At 73.7% G+C, this 19,608-nt stretch carries 17 protein-coding genes; 13 read left to right on the top strand and 4 right to left on the bottom strand.

Annotated features, from left to right (window positions below; translation table 11 throughout):
• Positions 1–14 precede the first annotated feature (14 nt).
• From ACIQ7D_RS32615 to ACIQ7D_RS32605, 3 genes are all read left to right on the top strand, one after another.
• Positions 15–1,451 (top strand): arabinose isomerase, encoded by a 1,437-nt coding sequence (locus ACIQ7D_RS32615; protein WP_403943893.1) that lies wholly within the window; start codon positions 15–17, stop codon positions 1,449–1,451.
• A complete protein-coding gene (locus tag ACIQ7D_RS32610) occupies positions 1,451–2,476 on the top strand; it encodes a LacI family DNA-binding transcriptional regulator (RefSeq protein ID WP_403943891.1) in 1,026 nt (341 codons plus the stop codon). The genes ACIQ7D_RS32615 and ACIQ7D_RS32610 overlap by 1 nt, the downstream gene beginning before the upstream one ends.
• A 165-nt stretch (positions 2,477–2,641) precedes the next feature.
• Positions 2,642–3,676, top strand: coding sequence for a glycoside hydrolase family 19 protein (locus ACIQ7D_RS32605; protein WP_403943965.1), 1,035 nt, complete (start codon positions 2,642–2,644; stop codon positions 3,674–3,676).
• A gap of 95 nt (positions 3,677–3,771) precedes the next feature.
• On the opposite strand, the gene ACIQ7D_RS32600 is transcribed toward ACIQ7D_RS32605, so the two are convergent.
• A complete protein-coding gene (locus ACIQ7D_RS32600) occupies positions 3,772–4,728 on the bottom strand; it encodes a YihY/virulence factor BrkB family protein (RefSeq protein ID WP_403943890.1) in 957 nt (318 codons plus the stop codon).
• Positions 4,729–4,909: 181 nt separating this feature from the next.
• On the opposite strand from ACIQ7D_RS32600, the gene ACIQ7D_RS32595 reads away from it, so the two are divergent.
• Both ACIQ7D_RS32595 and ACIQ7D_RS32590 read left to right on the top strand, forming a co-directional pair.
• The gene (locus ACIQ7D_RS32595) at positions 4,910–5,419 is read left to right on the top strand and encodes a tyrosinase family oxidase copper chaperone (protein WP_403943888.1); all 510 of its coding nucleotides are present in this window, start codon (positions 4,910–4,912) and stop codon (positions 5,417–5,419) included.
• 19 nt (positions 5,420–5,438) lie between these two features.
• A complete protein-coding gene (locus ACIQ7D_RS32590; protein WP_403943887.1) occupies positions 5,439–6,296 on the top strand; it encodes a tyrosinase family protein in 858 nt (285 codons plus the stop codon).
• A 115-nt stretch (positions 6,297–6,411) separates the two neighbouring features.
• Here the strand turns inward: ACIQ7D_RS32590 and ACIQ7D_RS32585 are convergent, their stop codons facing one another.
• Positions 6,412–6,681 carry a chaplin gene (locus tag ACIQ7D_RS32585; protein WP_403943886.1) on the bottom strand — a complete coding sequence of 90 codons (270 nt, stop codon included), beginning with the start codon at positions 6,679–6,681 and terminating at the stop codon, positions 6,412–6,414.
• A gap of 280 nt (positions 6,682–6,961) precedes the next feature.
• Here ACIQ7D_RS32585 and ACIQ7D_RS32580 point away from each other — a divergent pair, with 280 nt between their 5' ends.
• The 3 genes from ACIQ7D_RS32580 (at position 6,962) to ACIQ7D_RS32570 (ending at position 12,655) form a co-directional block, all read left to right on the top strand.
• Positions 6,962–8,671, top strand: a complete 1,710-nt coding sequence (locus tag ACIQ7D_RS32580) for a SpoIIE family protein phosphatase (protein WP_403943884.1) — start codon at positions 6,962–6,964, stop codon at positions 8,669–8,671.
• Between the two features lie 172 nt (positions 8,672–8,843).
• Entirely contained in the window at positions 8,844–12,347 is a 3,504-nt protein-coding gene (locus tag ACIQ7D_RS32575; protein WP_403943883.1) for a phosphodiester glycosidase family protein, read from the top strand.
• Between the two features lie 89 nt (positions 12,348–12,436).
• Positions 12,437–12,655 (top strand): hypothetical protein, encoded by a 219-nt coding sequence (locus ACIQ7D_RS32570; RefSeq protein ID WP_403943881.1) that lies wholly within the window; start codon positions 12,437–12,439, stop codon positions 12,653–12,655.
• A 40-nt stretch (positions 12,656–12,695) separates the two neighbouring features.
• On the opposite strand, the gene ACIQ7D_RS32565 is transcribed toward ACIQ7D_RS32570, so the two are convergent.
• Positions 12,696–13,340 (bottom strand): GNAT family N-acetyltransferase, encoded by a 645-nt coding sequence (locus tag ACIQ7D_RS32565; RefSeq protein ID WP_403943879.1) that lies wholly within the window; start codon positions 13,338–13,340, stop codon positions 12,696–12,698.
• A 216-nt stretch (positions 13,341–13,556) separates the two neighbouring features.
• Here ACIQ7D_RS32565 and ACIQ7D_RS32560 point away from each other — a divergent pair, with 216 nt between their 5' ends.
• Positions 13,557–14,612, top strand: coding sequence for an alpha/beta hydrolase (locus ACIQ7D_RS32560; RefSeq protein WP_403943877.1), 1,056 nt, complete (start codon positions 13,557–13,559; stop codon positions 14,610–14,612).
• 61 nt (positions 14,613–14,673) lie between these two features.
• Here ACIQ7D_RS32560 and ACIQ7D_RS32555 read toward each other — a convergent pair whose 3' ends face one another.
• Positions 14,674–15,525, bottom strand: coding sequence for an NAD(P)H-binding protein (locus tag ACIQ7D_RS32555; protein WP_403943875.1), 852 nt, complete (start codon positions 15,523–15,525; stop codon positions 14,674–14,676).
• On the opposite strand from ACIQ7D_RS32555, the gene ACIQ7D_RS32550 reads away from it, so the two are divergent.
• The 4 genes from ACIQ7D_RS32550 to ACIQ7D_RS32535 all read left to right on the top strand — a co-directional run bounded on the left by ACIQ7D_RS32550 (position 15,464) and on the right by ACIQ7D_RS32535 (position 19,414).
• A complete protein-coding gene (locus tag ACIQ7D_RS32550; protein ID WP_403943873.1) occupies positions 15,464–17,062 on the top strand; it encodes a type III polyketide synthase in 1,599 nt (532 codons plus the stop codon). The genes ACIQ7D_RS32555 and ACIQ7D_RS32550 overlap by 62 nt on opposite strands.
• A gap of 138 nt (positions 17,063–17,200) precedes the next feature.
• Entirely contained in the window at positions 17,201–17,731 is a 531-nt protein-coding gene (locus ACIQ7D_RS32545; RefSeq protein ID WP_403943870.1) for a cupin domain-containing protein, read from the top strand.
• 4 nt (positions 17,732–17,735) lie between these two features.
• Positions 17,736–18,356, top strand: a complete 621-nt coding sequence (locus tag ACIQ7D_RS32540; protein WP_403943868.1) for a hypothetical protein — start codon at positions 17,736–17,738, stop codon at positions 18,354–18,356.
• Positions 18,353–19,414, top strand: a complete 1,062-nt coding sequence (locus ACIQ7D_RS32535) for a PrsW family intramembrane metalloprotease (RefSeq protein WP_403943865.1) — start codon at positions 18,353–18,355, stop codon at positions 19,412–19,414. Before ACIQ7D_RS32540 ends, ACIQ7D_RS32535 begins: the two co-directional genes overlap by 4 nt.
• The last annotated feature ends 194 nt before the right edge of the window (positions 19,415–19,608 follow it).

The following is a 19,608-nucleotide window of genomic DNA, read 5'->3' as shown; positions in this document are numbered from 1 at the left end:
ACAGAGGAGCCGCCATGACCGCACGTACCCCCACCCGTACACCCGCCGTCGCCCGCAAGCCCAGGATCGGACTGGTCGCCGGGGGCCTGGGCGCCTACTGGCCCCAGTTCCCCGATCTCCTCCCGCAGCTCCGGAGGTCGGCGGCGCGCGTGGCCGAACGCATGCGGGAGTTCGACGCCGAGGTCGTCGACGTCGGATTCATCTCCGACGCCCGGGAAGGGGCCGAGGCCGCCGAGAAGCTGCGCGCCGCCGACTGTGATCTGATCGTCGGCTTCCTCACCACCTACATGACGGCCACGATGCTCGTCCCCGTCGCGCAGCGCAGCGGCGCGCCCGTGCTGCTGATCAACCTCCAGCCCTCCCCGGCCATGGACCACGCCTCCTTCGACACCGGCAAGTGGCTGGCCTACTGCGGCGCCTGTCCGCTGCCCGAGATGGCCAACGCCTTCGAGCGCGTCGGTGTGCCCTTCCGCTCGGTCTCGGGCCATCTGGAGGACGAGCGGGCCTGGCGGCGCATCGGCCGCTGGATCCGTGCCGCCGGGGTAGGTGCCGTGCTGCGCGGCGGCCGGCACGGACTGATGGGCCATCTCTACCCGGGGATGTACGACGTGTCGACCGACCTCACCATGGTCCCGGGACAGCTCGGCGGCCATGTCGAAGTCGTCGAATTCGACGATCTGCGGGTGCGGGTCGAACAGGTCGGCGACGACGCGCTCGCCGCGAAGCTGGAGGAGACCCGGGAGGTCTTCGAACTCGCCGACTCCGTGGTCGAGGAGGACCTGCGCTGGGCGGCCAGGGTCTCCGTCGGTCTCGACCGGCTCGTCGCCGACTTCGACCTGGACTCCCTCGCCTACTACCACCGCGGTCTGGACGCCGAGATCCACGAGCGGCTCGGCGCCGGCATGATTCTCGGCTCCTCGCTGCTGACCGCGCGCGGGATCCCGGCCTGCGGCGAGTACGAGCTGCGTACGTCGCTGGCCATGCTGGTCACCGACCGGCTCGGCGCGGGCGGCTCCTTCACCGAACTCCAGGCCCTCGACTTCGACGCCGGGGTGGTCGAGATGGGCCACGACGGTCCGGGACACCTCGCCATCAGTGCCCGCCGGCCCCTGCTGCGCGGACTCGGCGTCTACCACGGCAAGCGCGGCTGGGGCGTCTCCGTCGAGTTCGACGTACGGCACGGCCCCGTCACCCTGGTCGGAATCGGCCAGACCCGGGACGGCCGCTACCGGCTGATCGCCGCCGAGGGCGAGGTGGTCGACGGACCGCACCTGGAGATCGGCAACACCACCTCCCGGGTCGACTTCGGCTGCGACCCGGGCGAGTGGACCGACGCGTGGAGCGCCAGCGGCGTCGGCCACCACTGGGCCCTGGCCACCGGCCGGCTCCTGCCGGAACTGCGCGCGCTCTCCGGTCTGTCAGGCCTGGAGCTCGTGGAAGTCTCCGTCTGATGCGTCGTCCGGTGGGGATCAAGGACGTGGCGGGGGAGGCCGGTGTCTCGGTGGGCACCGTCTCGAATGTGATCAACCGCCCCGAGTCCGTCACCGAGGAGACCCGCCGGCGCGTCCTGTCCGCCATCGAACGGCTCGGCTACGTACGCAGCGAGTCCGCGCGCCAACTGCGCGCGGGCCGCAGCCGTATTCTGGCCATGCTCGTCCTCGACATGGCCAACCCCTTCTTCGTGGACGTGGCCTCCGGCGCGGAGCGCTCCGCGCGCGCCGCCGGGCTCGGTGTGATGCTCTGCAACAGCGCGGAGTCCCCGGCCGAGGAGGCCACGTATCTCACGCTCTTCTCCGAACAGCAGGTACGCGGCGTCCTGGTCACCCCGGCCGACCTGAGCGGCCGCAACCTCGACGCGTTCCGCCGCCACCACATTCCGTTCGTCCTCGTCGACCGCGTCGTGCCCAGCGCGGACGGCTGCTCGGTCTCCGTGGACGACGTCAGCGGCGGCGCCCTGGCCGTCCGCCATCTGCTGCGCGGCGGCTCCCGGCACATCGTCTACATCAGCGGCCCGATGCACCTCGCGCAGTGCCGCAACCGCCGCGAGGGGGCGCTGCTGGCCCTCGCGGAGGCGGGACTGCCGCCCGGTGCGCTGCGCCATGTGGAGGCCGCGCGCCTCGATGTCACCGAGGGCCGCGACGCCGGAGCGCGGCTGCTGGGCATGGACCCCCGCCCCGACGCGGTGTTCTGCGCCAACGACCTGCTCGCGCTCGGTGTGCTCCAGATCCTTTACCACGCGGGCGTGCGGGTGCCCGAGGACATCGCGCTCGTCGGATACGACGACATCGAGTTCGCCTCGGCCGCCGCGGTCCCCCTGACCTCGGTGCGCCAGCCCGCCGTCCAGCTCGGCGGCACCGCGGCCGATCTGCTCATCGAGGAGACCGGGGACGCCGCCGCGGCGCACACGCACCGGCGCATCGTGCTCCAGCCCGAACTGGTCGTCCGCGCCTCCACACTGGCGCGTTCACGCCACTGACGGCCGGGAAGTGACGCCACGTCGCCCCCGACTTGGTCTAGACCTTGACAGGTGCACGCGATTCCGGTTGGTTCTTGCTCACCCCCCATGGCGAGCGCCTGACCCGGTCGCTCGCGCGAAGGAGTGAGTCGTTTGAGACAGCGCGCACTTGCATTCCTCACGGCGATGGCAGCGGCCCTCGCCCTGGTGATCTTCCTGCCGGCCTCCTCGGCGTCCGCCGCGGCCTGCGCCTCCGGCTGGTCGGCGTCCGCCGTCTACACCGGCGGCGCCACCGCCTCGTACAACGGTCGCAACTGGTCGGCCAAGTGGTGGACGCAGGGCGAGGCCCCCGGTACCAGCGACGTCTGGGCCGACCTGGGCGGCTGCGACGGATCGAGCCCCGGCGGCGGCTCCGGCACGAGCTGCGACTACCCCGCGTGGGCCGCGGGACGGTCGTACGTCACCGGTGACATCGTCCGGTACACCGACGGCAAGCTCTACCGGGCCGAGCACGACAACCCGGGCTACGACCCGGTCATCTCCACCTGGTACTGGGAGCCCTACACCTGCACCGGCGGGCCGAGCGACCCGCCGCCCTCGGGCTCGTTCGTGGTCAGCGAGAGCCAGTTCAACCAGATGTTCCCGAGCCGGAACTCCTTCTACACCTACAGCGGCCTGACCGCGGCGCTCAGTGCCTACCCGGCGTTCGCGAACACCGGCAGCGACACGGTCAAGCGGCAGGAGGCCGCCGCCTTCCTCGCCAATGTGAGCCACGAGACCGGCGGTCTCGTCCACATCGTCGAGCAGAACACGGCCAACTACCCGCACTACTGCGACGCGAACCAGCCCTACGGCTGCCCCGCCGGGCAGGCCGCCTACTACGGGCGCGGACCGATCCAGTTGAGCTGGAACTTCAACTACAAGGCGGCGGGCGACGCGCTCGGCATCGACCTGCTCCGCAACCCGAACCTGGTGCAGACCGACGCGGCCGTGGCCTGGAAGACGGCCCTCTGGTACTGGAACACCCAGACGGGCCCGGGCACGATGACCCCGCACAACGCCATGGTCAACGGCCGAGGCTTCGGTGAGACCATCCGCTCCATCAACGGCAGCATCGAGTGCAACGGGGGCAACCCCGGGCAGGTGCAGAGCCGCATCAACAGCTACCAGAGCTTCACCCAGATCCTGGGGACCACCCCCGGATCCAACCTGAGCTGCTGACGGCATCACCCCAGGTACGCGACCGGGCCGGTGCGACGGGACCTCCCCGTCCGCACCGGCCCCTTCGCGTACCAGGACGCCGCGCCGTACGTGCGCTACGTAGCCCTCAGCCGGTCCGCCGGACGGCCGCGCACTGTCTCCCCTCGCACCGTTTCCCCGCGCGCCAGCTCCGCGTTGAACTGCGCGCCCGCCAGCAGCGAGAGATTGGTGACCCAGAGCCACACCAGGAAGACAATGATCCCGGCGAGCGAGCCGTAGAGCCGGTTGTACGTGCCCGCGTGCGCCGTGTAGACGGCGAACGCCGCCGAGGTCAGGAGCCAGAGCGCCACCGCGAGGATTCCCCCGGGCAGCGCGCGCCGCAGCCGGCGCGTTCCGGGCGGTCCGGTCCGGAACACCATCAGCACCAGCACCGCCGCGATCGCCAGCAACAGCGGCCACTTCAGCGCGTTCCACACCCACAGCACCGCCGTGCCCATCCCCAGCATCCGCCCCACCGCCGCGGCGGCCTCGCCGGTCAGCACCAGCGTGATCGCGCTGGTCACCAGGAGCGCCAGCAGCGCGCAGGCGGTGAGCGCGATCCGTGGCGCGGTACGCCACGGCGGCCGGTGGTCGACCGCGCCGTGCATGGCGTGCAGCCCCCGGCGGAACACCCCGAGATAGCTGGAGGACGACCAGAGCGCGCCGACCGTGCCGAACGCCGCCAGCAGCCAGGCCGCGGAGCGCTGGCGCGCCATCTCCTCCAGCGAACTGTGCACCAGGGCCCGCGACTGCCCCGGCACGATGGCCGCGACCTGGTTGGCCAGCTTCCCGCTGGCGTCGGGCCCGGCCAGCCCGATGGAGCAGACAGTGACCAGCAGCGCCGGAAAGATCGCCAGAACGGCGTAGTAGGTGAGCGCGGCGGCCCGGTCCGTGGCGTCGTCGTGCCACAGCGCGAGAGGCGTACGCCTCAGCGCGCCGGCCAGACGCCTGACCCGGCCGGCGCCCGGCGGTGCGGGATCCGGGCCGTCGCCGGACGGCGACGATGCCCTGGGCCCGGGTTCCTCGGCGGACAACTCTGCCTCCTGCGTGCTCGAACGTGGTACCCGGCCGGCGACCGGCCGCAGGTCACAGCCTGCCTCATCACTCCAGCGGGCATCCGGTACGGGTGACGGCGACGGTGACGGTCGTCGGTATCGGAGGAACCGTATCGACTCCCTCTCGTTGTCCCGTTCAGGGCAACGAGAGGGAGGTTTCATGCCAGGCGGATTCCCGGCGAGGCCCGGAGGGCGACGGACACCACGCGGAGCGCACCGCACCCGGCGCCACTTCCTGCGCGCGCTGTTCACCCTCGGTACGGTCGCGGGGACCTCGGCGGCGCTCGTCCCCGTCGTCCGGGCGGGGCGGGGCACGCCGCCGCACCTGCCGCCGCCGGACGACGCCGGAGCCACGGCCGACGGCGTCCTGGAGGAGCGCTACCGGGGACGGCACATCCGGGTCGCCCCCGGGGCCACCGGCGCTGCCACCGCGATCGCCACGGGAGCGGCCGTATCCGCCGGGCCCGTGCCCGACATCCGGATCGACGGACGGCCGCTCCGGATGATGCGCCGGGCCGACGGCAGCTATCTCAGCGTCGTCAACCACTACGAGTCCTTCCCGACCCCGCTCGCAGCGGCCCGCGCGGCGGTCGACGACCTCGGCGGAGCCCAACTGGCGCCCGCCGGGCCGGTCCACGGACCGCACCACGGCCCGGACCCTCACATCTGACGGCGGGAGCCCCTCACCGGTGTACACCAGGAAGAACCAGCGCGCGCTCACCGGCGCCGAGAAGAAGCGCTTCGTCGGCGCCGTACTCGCACTCAAACGGCGCGGCGAGTACGACGAGTTCGTCCGCGTCCACGCCCGGTACTACGTCTCCGACACGGAGGACGGTGTCCGCACGGGACACATGGCCCCTACGTTCTTCCCCTGGCACCGGCACTTCCTGCTGGAGTTCGAGCGGGCCCTCCAGCGGGTCGACCCGCACGTGAGCGTCCCGTACTGGGACTGGACGGCCGACCGGACCCCCGCCGCCGCGCTGTGGGGCGAGGACTTCCTCGGCGGCACCGGCCGCTCGGGCGACCAGCAGGTCATGACCGGGCCCTTCGCCTACCAGAACGGTGACTGGTCGATCAAAGGCAAGGTGACGGAGGGGAAGTACCTCACCCGCGACCTGGGCCGCCCGTCGGACCCGGTCGCCCTGCCGACCGGGGACGAGCTGGCCTGGGCGATGAACGAGACGGTGTACGACGCGCCGCCCTGGGACTCGACCGTCAGGACCGGTTTCCGCAACCGTCTGGAGGGGTGGATGTCCGGTCACCGCGAGCGCAACCACAACCGTGTCCACCGCTGGGTCGGCGGGCACATGCTCGGCGCGGACTCCCCGAACGACCCGGTGTTCTGGCTCCACCACGCCTTCGTCGACCTGCTCTGGGACCGCTGGCAGCGCAAGCACCCCTCGGCGGCCTATCTGCCGAGGACCGCGCTGGGCCAGGGGGACCCGCAGCGGGGCCGGGTGCTGAGCCTGGAGGAGCCCATGCCGCCCTGGAAGGTCACGCCGTCCTCGCTCCTGGACCACCGCTCCCACTACCGCTACGACACCTGAACCGTCCGGCGCGCTCGACCGCCCGGTACGTGCGACGGCCTCCCGCGTGCACACGCGGGAGGCCGTCCCTCACTCCAGGCACGCCGTCCGGGGACCGCGCGCCGCCGAACCGGTCTCAGCCGCCGTAGCCGCGGTGGTGCTCGCCCGACAGGTTGGCGCACTTGTTGCCGAACGCCGGGTTGAGCAGACCGACCACGTCGATGGTGTTGCCGCACACGTTGACCGGGAGGTGCACGGGCACCTGGACCACGTTGCCGGACAGGACACCGGGTGAGCCGATGGCCGCTGCCTCGGCGCCGGCGTCGGCAGCGGCCATACCGGCGCCACCGGCCAGGACGGCGCCCGTGCCGACGAGAACGGCGGTTGCCTTCGCGATACGCGACATCAAGTTTCTCCTTGAACGTTTCGAACACAGCCGCGGGATGCGCGGCCTTCACGCACTTCAACGCCCCGACTCACCCTGGGTAACGGACCAGCGGCCATTCGATGTCGGTGGTCCGGATCATCACCTGGTCAGCGCAGTGCCCCGCACGGAGAAGGCAGCGGGACCGGCCCTCCCGGCCGGAGCGCGGGGGCCGCGGCGTGTTCCGGCCGCGCGGGCCGCCCCGTCCGGCGGTTCGCGCCTCCGGGGAGTGGCCGGGACCGATCGGTGAGATGGTTGCTCCATGGCCGATCGGGGCACACCTCCGGCTGCCGTACCGCTGCCGGACGACTGGCCGGCCCGCCCGGCCCGGAGCCTGGCCCTCAACCGCATGGGCAGCTTCGACTGGGACCTCGACAGCGGGCTGCTCCACCTCGACCCGGCCGCCCTCGCCGTGCTCGACCTGCTCCCCGGGGAGTACGGCGGCGACCCCGCGACGCTGCTGCGGCGGATCCCGCACGCCGACGCCGCCCGGCTCAAATCCCTCGCCGCCCGGGCCCTCAAGGCCGGCACCGCCCGGCACAGCGCGTACTTCCGGGTCCGGCTGCGCGACGGATCCTCCCGCTGGGCCCACGCCCAGGCCCATCTCGGCCACGACGCCGCCGGACGGCCCCGCCGGCTCATCGGTGTCGTACGGAGCGCCGAGCACGAGCTGGCCCAGGCCGCCGCCCGGAGCGATCTGACCGAGGCGCGCCGCCGGCTGACCGGGGTGGTGACCCGGACCACCGCCCTGCTGGCCCGCGCGTCGAGCGTCGAGGACGTCCTCGACGTGCTCCATGACCCGCAGGCGCTGGGCCATCTCACCGCGGTCAGCGTGATGCTCGGCGTGGTCGAGGGCGGCCGGATCCGGCTGGTCGCCGAGGGGCGCGCGGGATCGTACGTACCGGAACTGCGCTACACCCGGGTCGACGACGCCTTCCCGATGAGCGAGGTGGTACGGACCCGGCGGCCCCGGTTCATCGGCTCACGCGAGGAGTTCAGAACCTCCTACCCGCTGCTCTGGCCGTACATCGCGTCCCTCTCCGTCTCCTCCGGCGCCTATCTGCCGCTGATCGCCCAGGCCGCCCCGATCGGGGTGCTCGGGCTGCTCTCCCCGCTGCCCGGCGCCTTCAGCGACGAGGAGCGCACGCTGCTGCTCGCCCTCGGCAGCTCCATCGCGCAGAGCCTGCAGCGCGCCATGCTCTACGAGCAGGGGCACGATCTCGCCGAAGGGCTCCAGCAGGCGATGCTGCCCCGTAGCATCCCCGACGTCCCCGGCGCGTCGACCGCCGTACGGTACCGCTCGGCGCGGCTCGGCCGGAGCGTCGGCGGGGACTGGTACGACGTACTGCCGCTGCCCGGTGGCCGGGTGGGGCTGACCATCGGTGACGTCCAGGGCCACGACACGGACGCGGCCGTGGTGATGGGCCAGTTGCGGATGGCGCTGTGGGCGTACACCGCCGAAGGCCACCCGCCCCCGACCGCGCTGGCCCGGGCCTCGGCGCTGCTGCGCGAACTGGGCACCGAACGCTTCGCGACCTGTACGTATGTGGAGGCGGACCTGGTAGGAGGAGGGCTGCGGATCGTGCGCGCCGGCCATCTCGACCCGCTGCTGCGGCACGCCGACGGGCGGTGCGAGTGGATCGAGACGGCCGGCGGGCTGCCGCTCGGCCTCTCCGCGGAGTTCGCCGGACACGGCGGCATCGGCTACCCGGTGACCCACGGGGTGCTCGGTCCCGGCGAGACCCTGCTCCTGTGCACCGACGGGTTGGTGGAACGGCCCGGCACCGATCTGGGCGACAGCCTCGAAGCGCTCCGGGAGGCCGTACGGACGGGCCCCGCGGAGCTGCCCGCACTGGCCGATCTGCTCTTCGGCACGGTAGGGGAGCCCGGGGGCGGCGACGACATGGCCCTGCTGCTTCTGCGCCGGGACGCCACGGGACCCGGTGGTCCTCCTTCCCCGGGCGTGACGTGACGTGACCTGAGGGGCCCGCGCGGCGTTGACCCGTTCGCCTTCGCCCTTGTCACCGCGTGTTCTCCACATCGTTCCCGCGAACCCCTGGTTCATTGGCGTGTGCACGGCAATCCTGGGCGTGTCAGCGAAGCAGCGCTCAGCCATGTCCACTCACCGTCATCCAGGAGAAGTTGTGGGCCCAGGCATCGCCGGGCGGACCGCCGTGCTGGTCGCGGCCGTGACCGCCCTGACCGTCGGGGCGAGCGCCCCGTCCGCCGCCGACTCCACCCCCGACCCGCGCCCCCGTACCGCCGCGGAGATCCTGCGGCCCGCCGCACCGCCGCCCGCCAGTGCCGGATCCGCCGCCACGGCGCGCTCCGTGGCCGACGGCGACGGCATCGAGACGGCCCGCACCGCCCGGCCCGTCGCCCCCGGGGTCCGGCTGTCCTCCTACGACCGGCTCGAATCCGACAAGTGGCTGCGGGTCGACACCCTCTCCGTCGATCTCGGCAGTGGCGGCGCGCGGGCCGACTACCTCTCCACCGGGAAGGTCTCCGACCGCCGTACGGTCTCCGAACTCGCCGCCCGGCACGACCCGGGGCCCGGCCGCCGCACCGTCGCCGCGATCAACGCGGACTTCTTCGACATCAACGAGACCGGGGCGCCGCAGGGCCCCGGCATCGCGGACGGGAAGGTCGTGCACTCCCCGGCGCCCGGCACCCACCAGGCGGTCGGTATCGGACCCGGCGGCGCGGGACGCGTGCTGCGGCTCTACTTCGACGGCACCGTCACCCTTCCCTCGGGGCCCCGCGCGCTGGAGGCGTACAACGCGGCGAACGTGCCCGCGGGCGGCATCGGCGCCTACACGGCCGCCTGGGGCGAGGCCGACCGGACGCTCACCGTGGACCGGGCGGCCCCGGTCGCCGAGGCCGCCGTACGGGACGGGCGCGTCGTCTCCGTCACCGACCGGCCAGGCACCGGGCCCGTCGCCGCCGGTACGACCGTCCTGGTCGGCAGGGAGGCGGGCGCCGAGGCACTGGCCGCGCTGCGCCCCGGCGACCCGGTCACCCTGGAGTACCGGCCGCGCACCGACGACGGCGGGCCCGTGCCGCGTACCGCCGTCGGCGGCCGGGAACTCCTCGTCACCGACGGCAGGGCGGTGAGCCACGAGGGCGAGGGCAACAACACCGCGGCGCCCCGCACCGCCGTCGGCTTCTCCCGCGACGGCACCACGATGCAGGTGATCACCGTCGACGGCAGGCAGGCCGACAGCGGCGGCGTCACCCTCACCGAACTGGGCCTGATGATGGCGCGGGCCGGCGCGTACAGCGCGCTCAACCTCGACGGCGGCGGCTCCTCCACCCTCGTCGCCCGCGCACCCGGCGGCGACGCGCTGCGCGTGGAGAACAGCCCCTCCGACGGCAGCGAGCGCACCGTCCCCAACGGCCTCGCTCTCACCGCCCCCGACGGCAGCGGAAAGCTGACCGGCTTCTGGGTCGAGCCCCGCACGCCCCCGGGCGCCGCCCCTACCGTCGACCCCGTCGAGGGCGGCCACCCCGAACGGGTCTTCCCCGGGCTGACCCGCCGTCTGACGGCCGCCGGGTACGACGAGACCTACGGCCCCGCGGCCGGCGCCGCGCACTGGCGGAGCCTGCGGCCCGCCGTGGGCCGGGTCGACCGCGACGGCGTCTTCACCGCGCGGTCCGGCGGCACCGCACCGGTACGGGCCGAACGCGGCCGCGCCCACGGCTCCACCGAACTGACGGTGCTCGCCCCGCTCGACCGGATCCGGCCGACCACCCCGCGTATCGGTCTCGCGGACGCCACGGCCACCGGCACCTTCGGCATCGTCGGGCTCGACGCGCACGGCACCAGCGCGCCCGTCGAACCCCGCGACGTGACACTCCGCTACGACCGCGCCCTCTTCTCCGTCACCGACGACGGCCGGGGCTCCTTCACCGTCGCCGCGCTGAAGGACGGCGGCGCGGGCCGGATCACCGCCACGGCCGGCGGGGTCACCACCGCGCTCGCCGTCGGCGTCGGACTGGAGGAACAGCAGGTCTCCGGCTTCGACGACGCCGCGTCCTGGACCTTCAGCCAGGCACGGGCGGACGGCTCCGTCGCGGCCACCCCGGACGGCCGCACCGGCACCGGGCTCGCCCTCCGCTACGACTTCACCCGCTCCACCGCGACCCGCGCGGCCTACGCCACCCCGCCGCTCCCGCTCCCGGTGGCCGGTCAGCCGCAGTCCTTCAAGCTCTGGATCAAGGGTGACGGGAAGGGCGCCTGGCCCACCCTGCACCTCAAGGACGCGGCCGGCTCCGACCAGTTGCTGCGCGGCCCGTACCTCACCTGGACCGGCTGGCGGCAGGTGACCTTCGACGTACCGGCCGGGGCCGCGACCCCGCTCGCCGTGCACCGCTTCTACCTCGCGGAGACAGCGGCGGCCGAGCAGTACACCGGGGAGGTCGTCATCGACGAGCTGACGGCGCAGGTGCCGCCCGCCGTCGACCTGCCCGCCGCGCCCCGCGCCGCCGACCCGCTGATCGCCACGGCCGCGAGGACCGCGGGGCGCGACTGGCGGTTCGCCGTGATGTCCGACGCGCAGTTCGTCGCCCGTGACCCGGACAGCGCGATCGTGGCCCAGGCCCGCCGTACCCTGCGCGAGATAAGGGCGGCGAAACCGGACTTCCTCGTCGTCAACGGCGATCTGGTGGACGAGGGTTCGCCCGCCGACCTCGACTTCGCCCGGAAGGTCCTCACCGAAGAACTGGGCGACGCGCTGCCCTGGTACTACGTCCCCGGCAACCACGAGGTGATGGGCGGCTCCCTCGGGGAGTTCGTGGCGCGGTTCGGGCCCGCCCAGCGGGTCTTCGACCACCGGGGCACCCGCTTCCTCACCCTCGACACCTCCAGCCTGACCCTGCGCGGCGGCGGCCTCGCCCAGATCAGGGCGGTACGGGAGCAGCTCGACGCGGCGGCGCGGGACGACCGGATCGGCTCGGTGACGGTGATCGAGCACGTACCGCCACGCGACCCGACCGTCCAGCAGGCCAGCCGGCTCGGCGACCGCAAGGAGGCCGCGCTCCTCGAACAGTGGCTCGCGGAGTTCCGCCGTACGACGGGCAAGGGCGCCGCGTTCATCGGCGGCCACGTCGGGGTCTTCGACGCCTCACGCGTGGACGGCGTGCCGTATCTGATCAACGGCAACTCCGGCAAGGCGCCCGCAGCCCCGCCGGGCGAGGGCGGCTTCACCGGCTGGTCGCTCGTCGGGGTGGACCAGGTCTCCAGGAGCGCGTGGACGGCCGCCCGGCTGAAGCCGTGGACGGGCGGCCCCGACTGGATCTCCGTGGCGACCCGCGCGCACACCGACGCGCTGATCCTCGACGCCCCGGCCACGCTGACACCCGGTCGCGGCGCGACCGTGACGGCGACGGTCGCCCAGGGCGCCCGGAGCGTCCCCGTCGGCTTTCCGCTCAGCGCCGACTGGACCGGCTCCCTCAACCTCCGTATCGGTGACCGTGCCGGCGCCCGGCCGCGCCACGCCGCGGTCCTCGACCCGGCCACCGGCACCCTCACCGCGCTACGGCCGGGAACGGTCACCCTCGCGGTGACCGTCAGCGGGGTGACCACCCGGGCGCGGATCCGGATCACGGCCGCCGGGCGGGGCACGGTGGGAGCGGCGACTTTGGGATGAACAGTGGCCACGGCGCGGGCGACTTTCGTCCCGAAGCCCGCGCCCGATGGCCAATAGCCGCCCCGACGTGCGGTTTCTAGCCTGGGCGGGTGAAGACGTTTCTCGGATTCCTCTGCTTTGTCCTGCTGTCCCAAGGGGTGGGCGGTCTGCTGTACGAACTCACCGACGGGTGGTTCCGGCTCTGGTCCTTCGTGTCCAGGGTGAGCTTTTTCGACGGTTACGAGATCTATGTGAGCGTCGTCCTGGTCGTCGCCGGCGCCGCCATGGGCGCGGCGGCCGGGGCGGTCACCAGGAAGGGCGGTGCCTGACAGCCGTGTCCGGGCGCGTCCCCGGGGGACGCGCGTCTCCTCACCGGGCTGAAGGGGCTCCGTCCACGATGGTCGAACGCCCGAGGTAGGTGACGGGAGCGGGGTCAGGCACCGCGATCACATGGAAGCCGAGCCGGTCGTAGAAGGCGCGGGCCGGGGTGTTGGCGGTGGCCATCGACAGATGGACGGCCTCGACACCGCGGTGACGCAGGGCGCCGAGAAAGGCGTGCATCAGCGCCCGGCCGTGCCCCTGGCGCTGGGCCTCGGGCAGCAGATCGATGTGCAGGTGCGCGGGATACCCGGCCAGTTCGGGCAGGACCATCCGCTCCGGCCGGTGCAGCAGGGCGGTCATCTCCTCGCCCGGGGTACGGGCCGGCCCCGTCGGCATCGGATAACGGCCCGTCAGCGGCGGCAGCCAGACCTCACGGAACGCCGTGACGAAGGCGGCGGTGTCGGCGGTGCCGAGCACATAGCCGACCGCCCGGCCCGTCCCGTCGTCGACCACGAAGGTCAGCTCCGGTTCCAGTACGGCGTAGGGCGCGGCGAAGATGCTCGGCAGCAGTTCGAGGTCGGGGTACAGGTGACGGGAGTCCCGGCCCCTGTCCCCGGTGCGTACGCAGATGTCGTACAGCGCGGGCAGATCCTCGGGACGGTAGGGGCGTACGGCGGGAGCAAGGGAAGACATGGCCGCATGCTGCCCGCAGCGGCGCCGCTCTCACAAGGGGCAACGGCGCCCGCCGGGCCGGATTCCCCGCCGCCGTCCCCCGTCTGCCGCCACGGAGCCCACGGCGCCCACGGTCAGGGTGATTCCGGGTTTTCTCCGGGGCGGGCCGGGCCCACGGCGGGCAACTTCTCCACCCGTGCGGCCGTCCTGTCCCGCACAGCCCGAAGGAGGAGGACCATGCCCCGCACACAAGCCTTACGCCGCGCCCTCGCCGCCCTGGTCACGGCGGGCGCCCTCGGCGCCGCCGCCGTGACCGGCCCCGCCGCCCCGCCCGCGGGCGGGGCCGTTCGGACGGAACGCGACAGCGGCGCGCGGGTGATCGAGGAGCGGGCGGCGGGGGAGCGGCTGGTCGATCTGACCGTCCGCTCCCCGGCCCTGGCGGGGGACGGCGCCGTACGGCTGCTCACCCCCGACGGCTGGGAGGAGCGCCGCCCAGGTGACCGGTGGCCGGTGCTGTACCTGCTGGCCGGCGGCGACGGGGACCATCTCACCTGGACCGAGGAGTACGGGATCCAGGACCTGCCCGAGCTGCGCCACACCCTGGTCGTGATGCCCGCCATGCCGCTGTTCGGCTTCTACAGCGACTGGTGGCGGCGGGCCGAGGACGGCCCGCGCGCCGTGGAGACCTTCCATCTGCGCGAGGTACGGCCCCTGCTGGAGCGCCGGTACGGGGCGGGGACGCGCCGGGCGGTGGCCGGGGAGTCCCAGGGCGGCTTCGGGGCGCTCGCGTACACCGCGAGGAACCCCGGGATGTTCCGCGGCGCCGCGAGCTACAGCGGATTCGTCCACCCGTCGGCGCATCCGCGCGCGGTCCGGGCGGCGATGACCTACCTGGGGCTGGACTGGCGCCGCCTCTGGGGCGATCCGGTGGCCCAGCGGGGCGTCTGGGAGGCGCACGACCCGTACCATCTCGCCCCGTGGCTGGGCCGCACCCCGGTGTTCGTCTCCAGCGGGGACGGCCGGGCCGGCGCGCTCGACCCCGATGACGTGCGGCCCGACCCCGAGATCCCCGGCCTGGAGGATCCGGCGCGCCCCTTCCCCGAGGATGTCATCTCGCCTACCGAGGCCCTGATGGGCGAGGAGAGCCGGGCGGTGGCGGAGCGCCTGCGCCGTCAGGGCACGCCGCTGACCACGCACTTCTACCGGGGCACGCATGACCCGGTCTACTGGGAGCGTGAACTGCGCCGGTCACTGCCGATGCTGCTGCGGTCCCTGGGGCCACAGCCGGGCTGACGGCGCGGCGGACCGGCCGGTCGGGCGCCGGGCCATGGCGCCGGCGCGGACGGCGGCCGGTTCAGCCGCCGAAGGCGGCGAGGTGGTCCCGGGCCCAGAGACGGTAGGGCCGGGCCGGTCGCCCGAGCAGTGTCCGCACCGCCGGCTCCACCCGCGCCCTGGCGCCCCAACCCCGCCGGTCGGCGCCCGCCAGGAGCGCGTCGGCCACCGGGCGCGGCCAGCGGGCGAGCAGGCCCTCGTACGCCTGGTCCCGGGTCAGCTCCACCAGCCGCAGCGGGCGCCGCAGCAGCCCGGAGACCACGGCGACCTGCTCGGCCGCGCTGATCGCGGCCGGGCCGGTGAGCGGATGGGCGCGGCCCGGGAGCACGGCGCCGGTGAGGGCCAGCGCGGCGACCTCGGCGATGTCACGCGGATCGACGGTGGCATGGGGCGCCGTGCCGCGGAAGGCGCACACCACCCCCTCGTCGCGGACCGAACGGGCCCAGCCCAGGGTGTTGGACATGAACGCCCGGGGCCGCAGAAAGGTCCACGCGAGCCCCGAGGCGCGGAGCAGATCCTCGGCGCCGCGCTGCCAGCGGGTGATCAGGTCGTCGGCGTCGGGCTCGGCCACCGCCGACGCCGACAGCTTCACCACATGGGAGACGCCGGCGCGGCGGGCCGCGGTGACGAAGTGCTCGTCGTGGGCGGGCGCGAGCGGGTCCGCCGTGACCAGGAACGCCGCCCGCACCCCGGTCAGCGCGGCGGCCAGCGAGGCGGGATCCGCGAAGTCACCGCCCACGACCTCGGTGCCCGGCCCGGCGAGCGCGGCGGCCCGGCGGGGGTCCCGGGAGAGCAGCCGTACCGGCTCCGCGGTGGTGAGACGTTCCGCCACGAGCCGCCCGACGGTGCCGGTGACCCCGGTCAGCAGGATCACCGGCCCGCCACCGGGCATCCCGCGCCCGCGACACGCCGGGCGCCGTGCGAACTCCGGGCCGTACGCCGCCGTCCGCCGGGCGCCGGGACGGGGGGAGCGAGCCCCCTCGGGCGACCGTCACCACCAGCCGGAATCCGGTACGCACACCACCAGAACGCCATGGGGACCATCCCTCCCGCGTCCGGCCTCCGGTGATGTCCGTGCGGCTCCACTACCCCCTGAACGGGCGATCCCGCCGACGCCTTCCCTACGTTCCGTAGTCGCGCGTGGAATCCTGACGGCTCTTCGGTTCCCCCGCCGATCCGTCCCCGGCCGACGGCCCTGCGGTTCTGCCACCTGTTTTCCCCAGGTTGCGGGGCGGTGGCCCAGCCCCGAATGTGGGCCCCAGTTCACAGCGAACACGAATGAAGGAGAGCGCGTCGTGGCGACTCTGTGCAAACCCGCGGTCTCGGTCCCCGAACATGTGATCACCATGGAGGACACGCTCGCCCTCGCGCGCTCGCTCCACGCGGACCACCCGCAACTGCCGCTCGCGCTGCGGCTGATCGAGAACACCGGGGTCAGAAAGCGCCATATCGTCCAGCCCATCGAGGAAACACTGCGCCATCCCGGCTTCGAGGACCGCAACATGCTGTACGAGGCCGAGGCCAAGCGCCGGGTCCCCGAGGTGGTCCGGCGCGCCCTCGACCACGCCGAGCTGCGCCCCGCTGACATCGACATGATCGTCTACGTCTCGTGCACCGGCTTCATGATGCCGTCACTGACCGCCTGGCTGATCAACACGATGGACTTCCCCGGCCACACCCGGCAGCTCCCGATCGCCCAGCTCGGCTGCGCGGCGGGCGGCGCCGCCATCAACCGGGCACACGACTTCTGCCGGGCCTACCCCGGCAGCAATGTGCTGATCGTCGCCTGCGAGTTCTGCTCGCTCTGCTACCAGCCGACGGACCTCGGTGTCGGTTCGCTGCTCTCCAACGGTCTGTTCGGCGACGCGGTCGCCGCCGCCGTCGTACGGGGCGAGGGCGGCACCGGCATCAGGATGGAGCGCAACGGCTCCCACCTCGTGCCCGACACCACCGACTGGATCGCCTACAGCGTCCGCGCCACCGGATTCCACTTCCTGCTGGACAAACGCGTGCCCACCACCATGGAACCGCTGGCCCCCGCGCTCCGTACGATGGCCGACCAGCACGGCTGGGACGCCACCGGGCTCGACTTCTACATCATCCACGCCGGCGGCCCGCGCATCCTGGACGACCTCAGCCGCTTCCTCGAAGTGGCGCCGGAGGCCTTCCGGTTCAGCCGGGGCACCCTCACCGAGTACGGCAACATCGCCAGCGCCGTCGTCCTCGACGCTGTACGCCGCCTCTTCGACGAGGGCGTGGTGACCGACGGGGCACGCGGCATCGTCGCCGGGTTCGGGCCCGGGATCACCGCCGAGATGGCGCTCGGGCGGTGGACGGGGGCCGGCTCCTCCGCCGAGCTGGAAGCGCCCCACGGAGTGCTGGAGACGGCGGGCCGCGGCGCCCTCTCCTGACCGGCGCCAGGTCCCGGCCGGCGCCCGGATCCGCCCGGTGACGACGCGCCGGCGGCCGTCCGCCGCGCCCGGGGCCGGGCCCGCCGCACCACGGCGGGCCCGCCGCCCGTACGCACCACCCATCGTCCTGGAGGAGACATGACCCATGTGACGCCGGCCGAGGGGCTGATCGTCCCGCCGGGCGGGGGCACCACCATCCTCACCGAGGCGCAGCAGGTGACCTTCAAGGTCACCGGAGGACACTCACAGGTGTCCTCCAGCTTCGAGGTCGTCGTCCCGCCGGGGTTCGACGTCGGCGCCCACCGGCACGCCCACAGCGAGGAACTGTTCTACATCCTCGACGGTGAACTCGATGTCCTCGCCTTCGAACCGAGGGTGCTCGGCGAGGACTGGCGCCACTGGGAGTCCGCGTCCGGGCTGACGTCCGTACGCGCCACCCCGGGTACCGTCGTCGTCGTACCGCCCGGCTGCCCGCACGCCTTCGCCAACCGGAGCGGGGAGCCCGCCAAGATGTTCTTCCAGGCGTCCCCGCCCTCCGACCACGAACGGTACTTCGAGGAACTTCTCGACATCCTCAAGGAGGGCGGCACCCCCGATCCCGCGGCCATCGCCGATCTGCGCAAGCGGTACGACATCGAGCAGCTCACCCCGCTGCGCCACGACGCCTGACCCGATGGACCGCGCACCGGCCGCCCGGCGCCCGCCCGAGGAGCCGCCCCGGGACCGGCGGGGGAGCGTGCGGCCCTGGCAGGCGGTCCTCGGGGTGCTGCTCGTCGTCGTCGCGCTGACGGCCGGCTGGCCGCTGATCGACGGGGCCCTGGGCGACCGCGAGCGCGTCGCGGCGGGGACCGCCCTGGTGCTGGGCCCCGACGACGAGATCGCCGTGCTGCGGGTGACGGGGCACGGCTGGACGCTCAGCAAGTCCTCCAGCGACCCGGACATGGCGTACGCGCTCTCCCGCGACGGCGTCGACCTCGCGGCCCGGTACGTCCCCCTCACCGGGGCGGGCGACCCCGGCGCCCTCTGGGGCGGCCTGCGCAAGGTCCAGTCCGTCGCCGACAGCGGCAGCCGGCTGGGCGCCGGACGCCGGCTCACCGGCGCCCGGGGAGCCATCGGACGGTCGGGGAGCCTGACCGGCGGCGGCCGGGTGGGATCCGCCACCGTCTGGCTGCCGCCCGGCCTGGGCTACGCCGTCGAGATCATCGTGCTGGCACGGCCCGGCGCCGCGCCCGGCGCGGTGGCCGACGCCACCGCCATGGCCCGCGGCCTCACCTTCCCCCAGGGGGCGCCGTGACCGCACCCGTCACCTCGCCTCGGGCGGCCTCCCGGCTCCGGTCCCTGATCACCTCCGTACGCGGATCGTGGAGACGCCGGCCGGCCCGCTGGGCCTTCGGCGCCCTCTGCCTGCTCGGACTCCTGCTGCTCCTGCACGACTTCGCCCCGGTCGTCCGGGTCTTCCCCGGCTCCGCGCTGCTGGCCCTCGTCCTGCTGGCGCTCACCGTGAGCGTCGGAACGGCCGTCCTCGGACGGGTCCGCCCGTTCCGGCCACCGCCGCCCGGCTGGGCCTGGAGCGGGGTCCTGTGGGGCGCCACCGCGGCGGCCGGCTGCGCCGTCGTCGCCAACACCGGTCTTCAGGGCATCTGGTACAAGTCGGCGGGGATCGCCTTCGGCTCCCGGTGGGGCGCCGCGCTCACCGCGCCGCTCAACGAGGAACTCCTCAAACTCTGCGGTGTCGTCCTGATCGCCCTCGCGGCCCGGCCGCTGGTCCGCGGTCCGCTGGACGGGTTCTTCCTCGGCGCCTTCACCGGTCTCGGCTTCCAGGCCATGGAGAACTGGACGTACGCCATGAACGCCATCCTGCTCGGCGGGGGAGTGCGCGGGAGCGCCGACGTCAGCCAGTCCTTCGTCACCCGGGTCGTGGTGACGGGGCTCGGCTCGCACTGGACGATGACCGCCGTCGCCGGAACCGGCGTCGGCATCCTGCTCGCCCACGACGACCGCCCCCCGCGTCGCAGGATCGCCCCGGCGGTGGCCTGTGTCCTCGTCGCGATGTTCATGCACTGGCTGTTCGACGCACCCCTGCTGGACTCCGCGGCGGGTCTCGTCACCAAAGTGGCGGTCAACTTCTTCCTCGCCCTCGGTTTCTTCCTCGTCCTGCGCCACCGGGCCCGGCGACGGGCCCGCGCCTTCCTGCTCTCACCGGGGACCCCGCTCTCGGTCGACCTGCTCACCCGGGGCTCCCGGCGCCGCGTCCTGCGCACGCTCCCGCCCGCGCGCCGCCCCGCCGCGGAGCAGCGCGCCGCGGCCCACCTCGCGGTGGTCGAGGAACAGGCGGTGCTGTGGCGCCCGTAGACACGCGACGTCGCCCCCTCCCCGGTGTGACGAGTACGACGAGACGATCGGCCCCGGGGCGTACGGAGCCGAACTCCGCCCGGCCCGGGGCCGGTTGCCCCGTTCCCCGGCGCCGGTGATCAGACTGTGGTCACGCCCCCGGGCGGACACGTATCGCGGCTACTGTGTGCGGACCGTACGCGTCCACGTACCGA

This window comes from Streptomyces sp. NPDC096310, from assembly GCF_044763125.1.
Lineage (GTDB): Bacteria > Actinomycetota > Actinomycetes > Streptomycetales > Streptomycetaceae > Streptomyces.
This window is presented reverse-complemented; position numbering and strand designations above follow the sequence as displayed.

What these genes read in the sequence shown, in the direction of transcription:
- ACIQ7D_RS32580 (WP_403943884.1), top strand. Translation starts at nt 6,962, where the DNA reads ATGGCCGATCGGGGCACACCTCCGGCTGCCGTACCGCTGCCGGACGAC.
- ACIQ7D_RS32605 (WP_403943965.1), top strand. Translation starts at nt 2,642, where the DNA reads ATGGCAGCGGCCCTCGCCCTGGTGATCTTCCTGCCGGCCTCCTCGGCG.
- ACIQ7D_RS32585 (WP_403943886.1), bottom strand. Translation starts at nt 6,681, where the DNA reads ATGTCGCGTATCGCGAAGGCAACCGCCGTTCTCGTCGGCACGGGCGCC.
- ACIQ7D_RS32610 (WP_403943891.1), top strand. Translation starts at nt 1,451, where the DNA reads ATGCGTCGTCCGGTGGGGATCAAGGACGTGGCGGGGGAGGCCGGTGTC.
- ACIQ7D_RS32565 (WP_403943879.1), bottom strand. Translation starts at nt 13,340, where the DNA reads ATGTCTTCCCTTGCTCCCGCCGTACGCCCCTACCGTCCCGAGGATCTG.
- ACIQ7D_RS32595 (WP_403943888.1), top strand. Translation starts at nt 4,910, where the DNA reads ATGCCAGGCGGATTCCCGGCGAGGCCCGGAGGGCGACGGACACCACGC.
- ACIQ7D_RS32540 (WP_403943868.1), top strand. Translation starts at nt 17,736, where the DNA reads ATGGACCGCGCACCGGCCGCCCGGCGCCCGCCCGAGGAGCCGCCCCGG.
- ACIQ7D_RS32545 (WP_403943870.1), top strand. Translation starts at nt 17,201, where the DNA reads ATGACCCATGTGACGCCGGCCGAGGGGCTGATCGTCCCGCCGGGCGGG.
- ACIQ7D_RS32560 (WP_403943877.1), top strand. Translation starts at nt 13,557, where the DNA reads ATGCCCCGCACACAAGCCTTACGCCGCGCCCTCGCCGCCCTGGTCACG.
- ACIQ7D_RS32615 (WP_403943893.1), top strand. Translation starts at nt 15, where the DNA reads ATGACCGCACGTACCCCCACCCGTACACCCGCCGTCGCCCGCAAGCCC.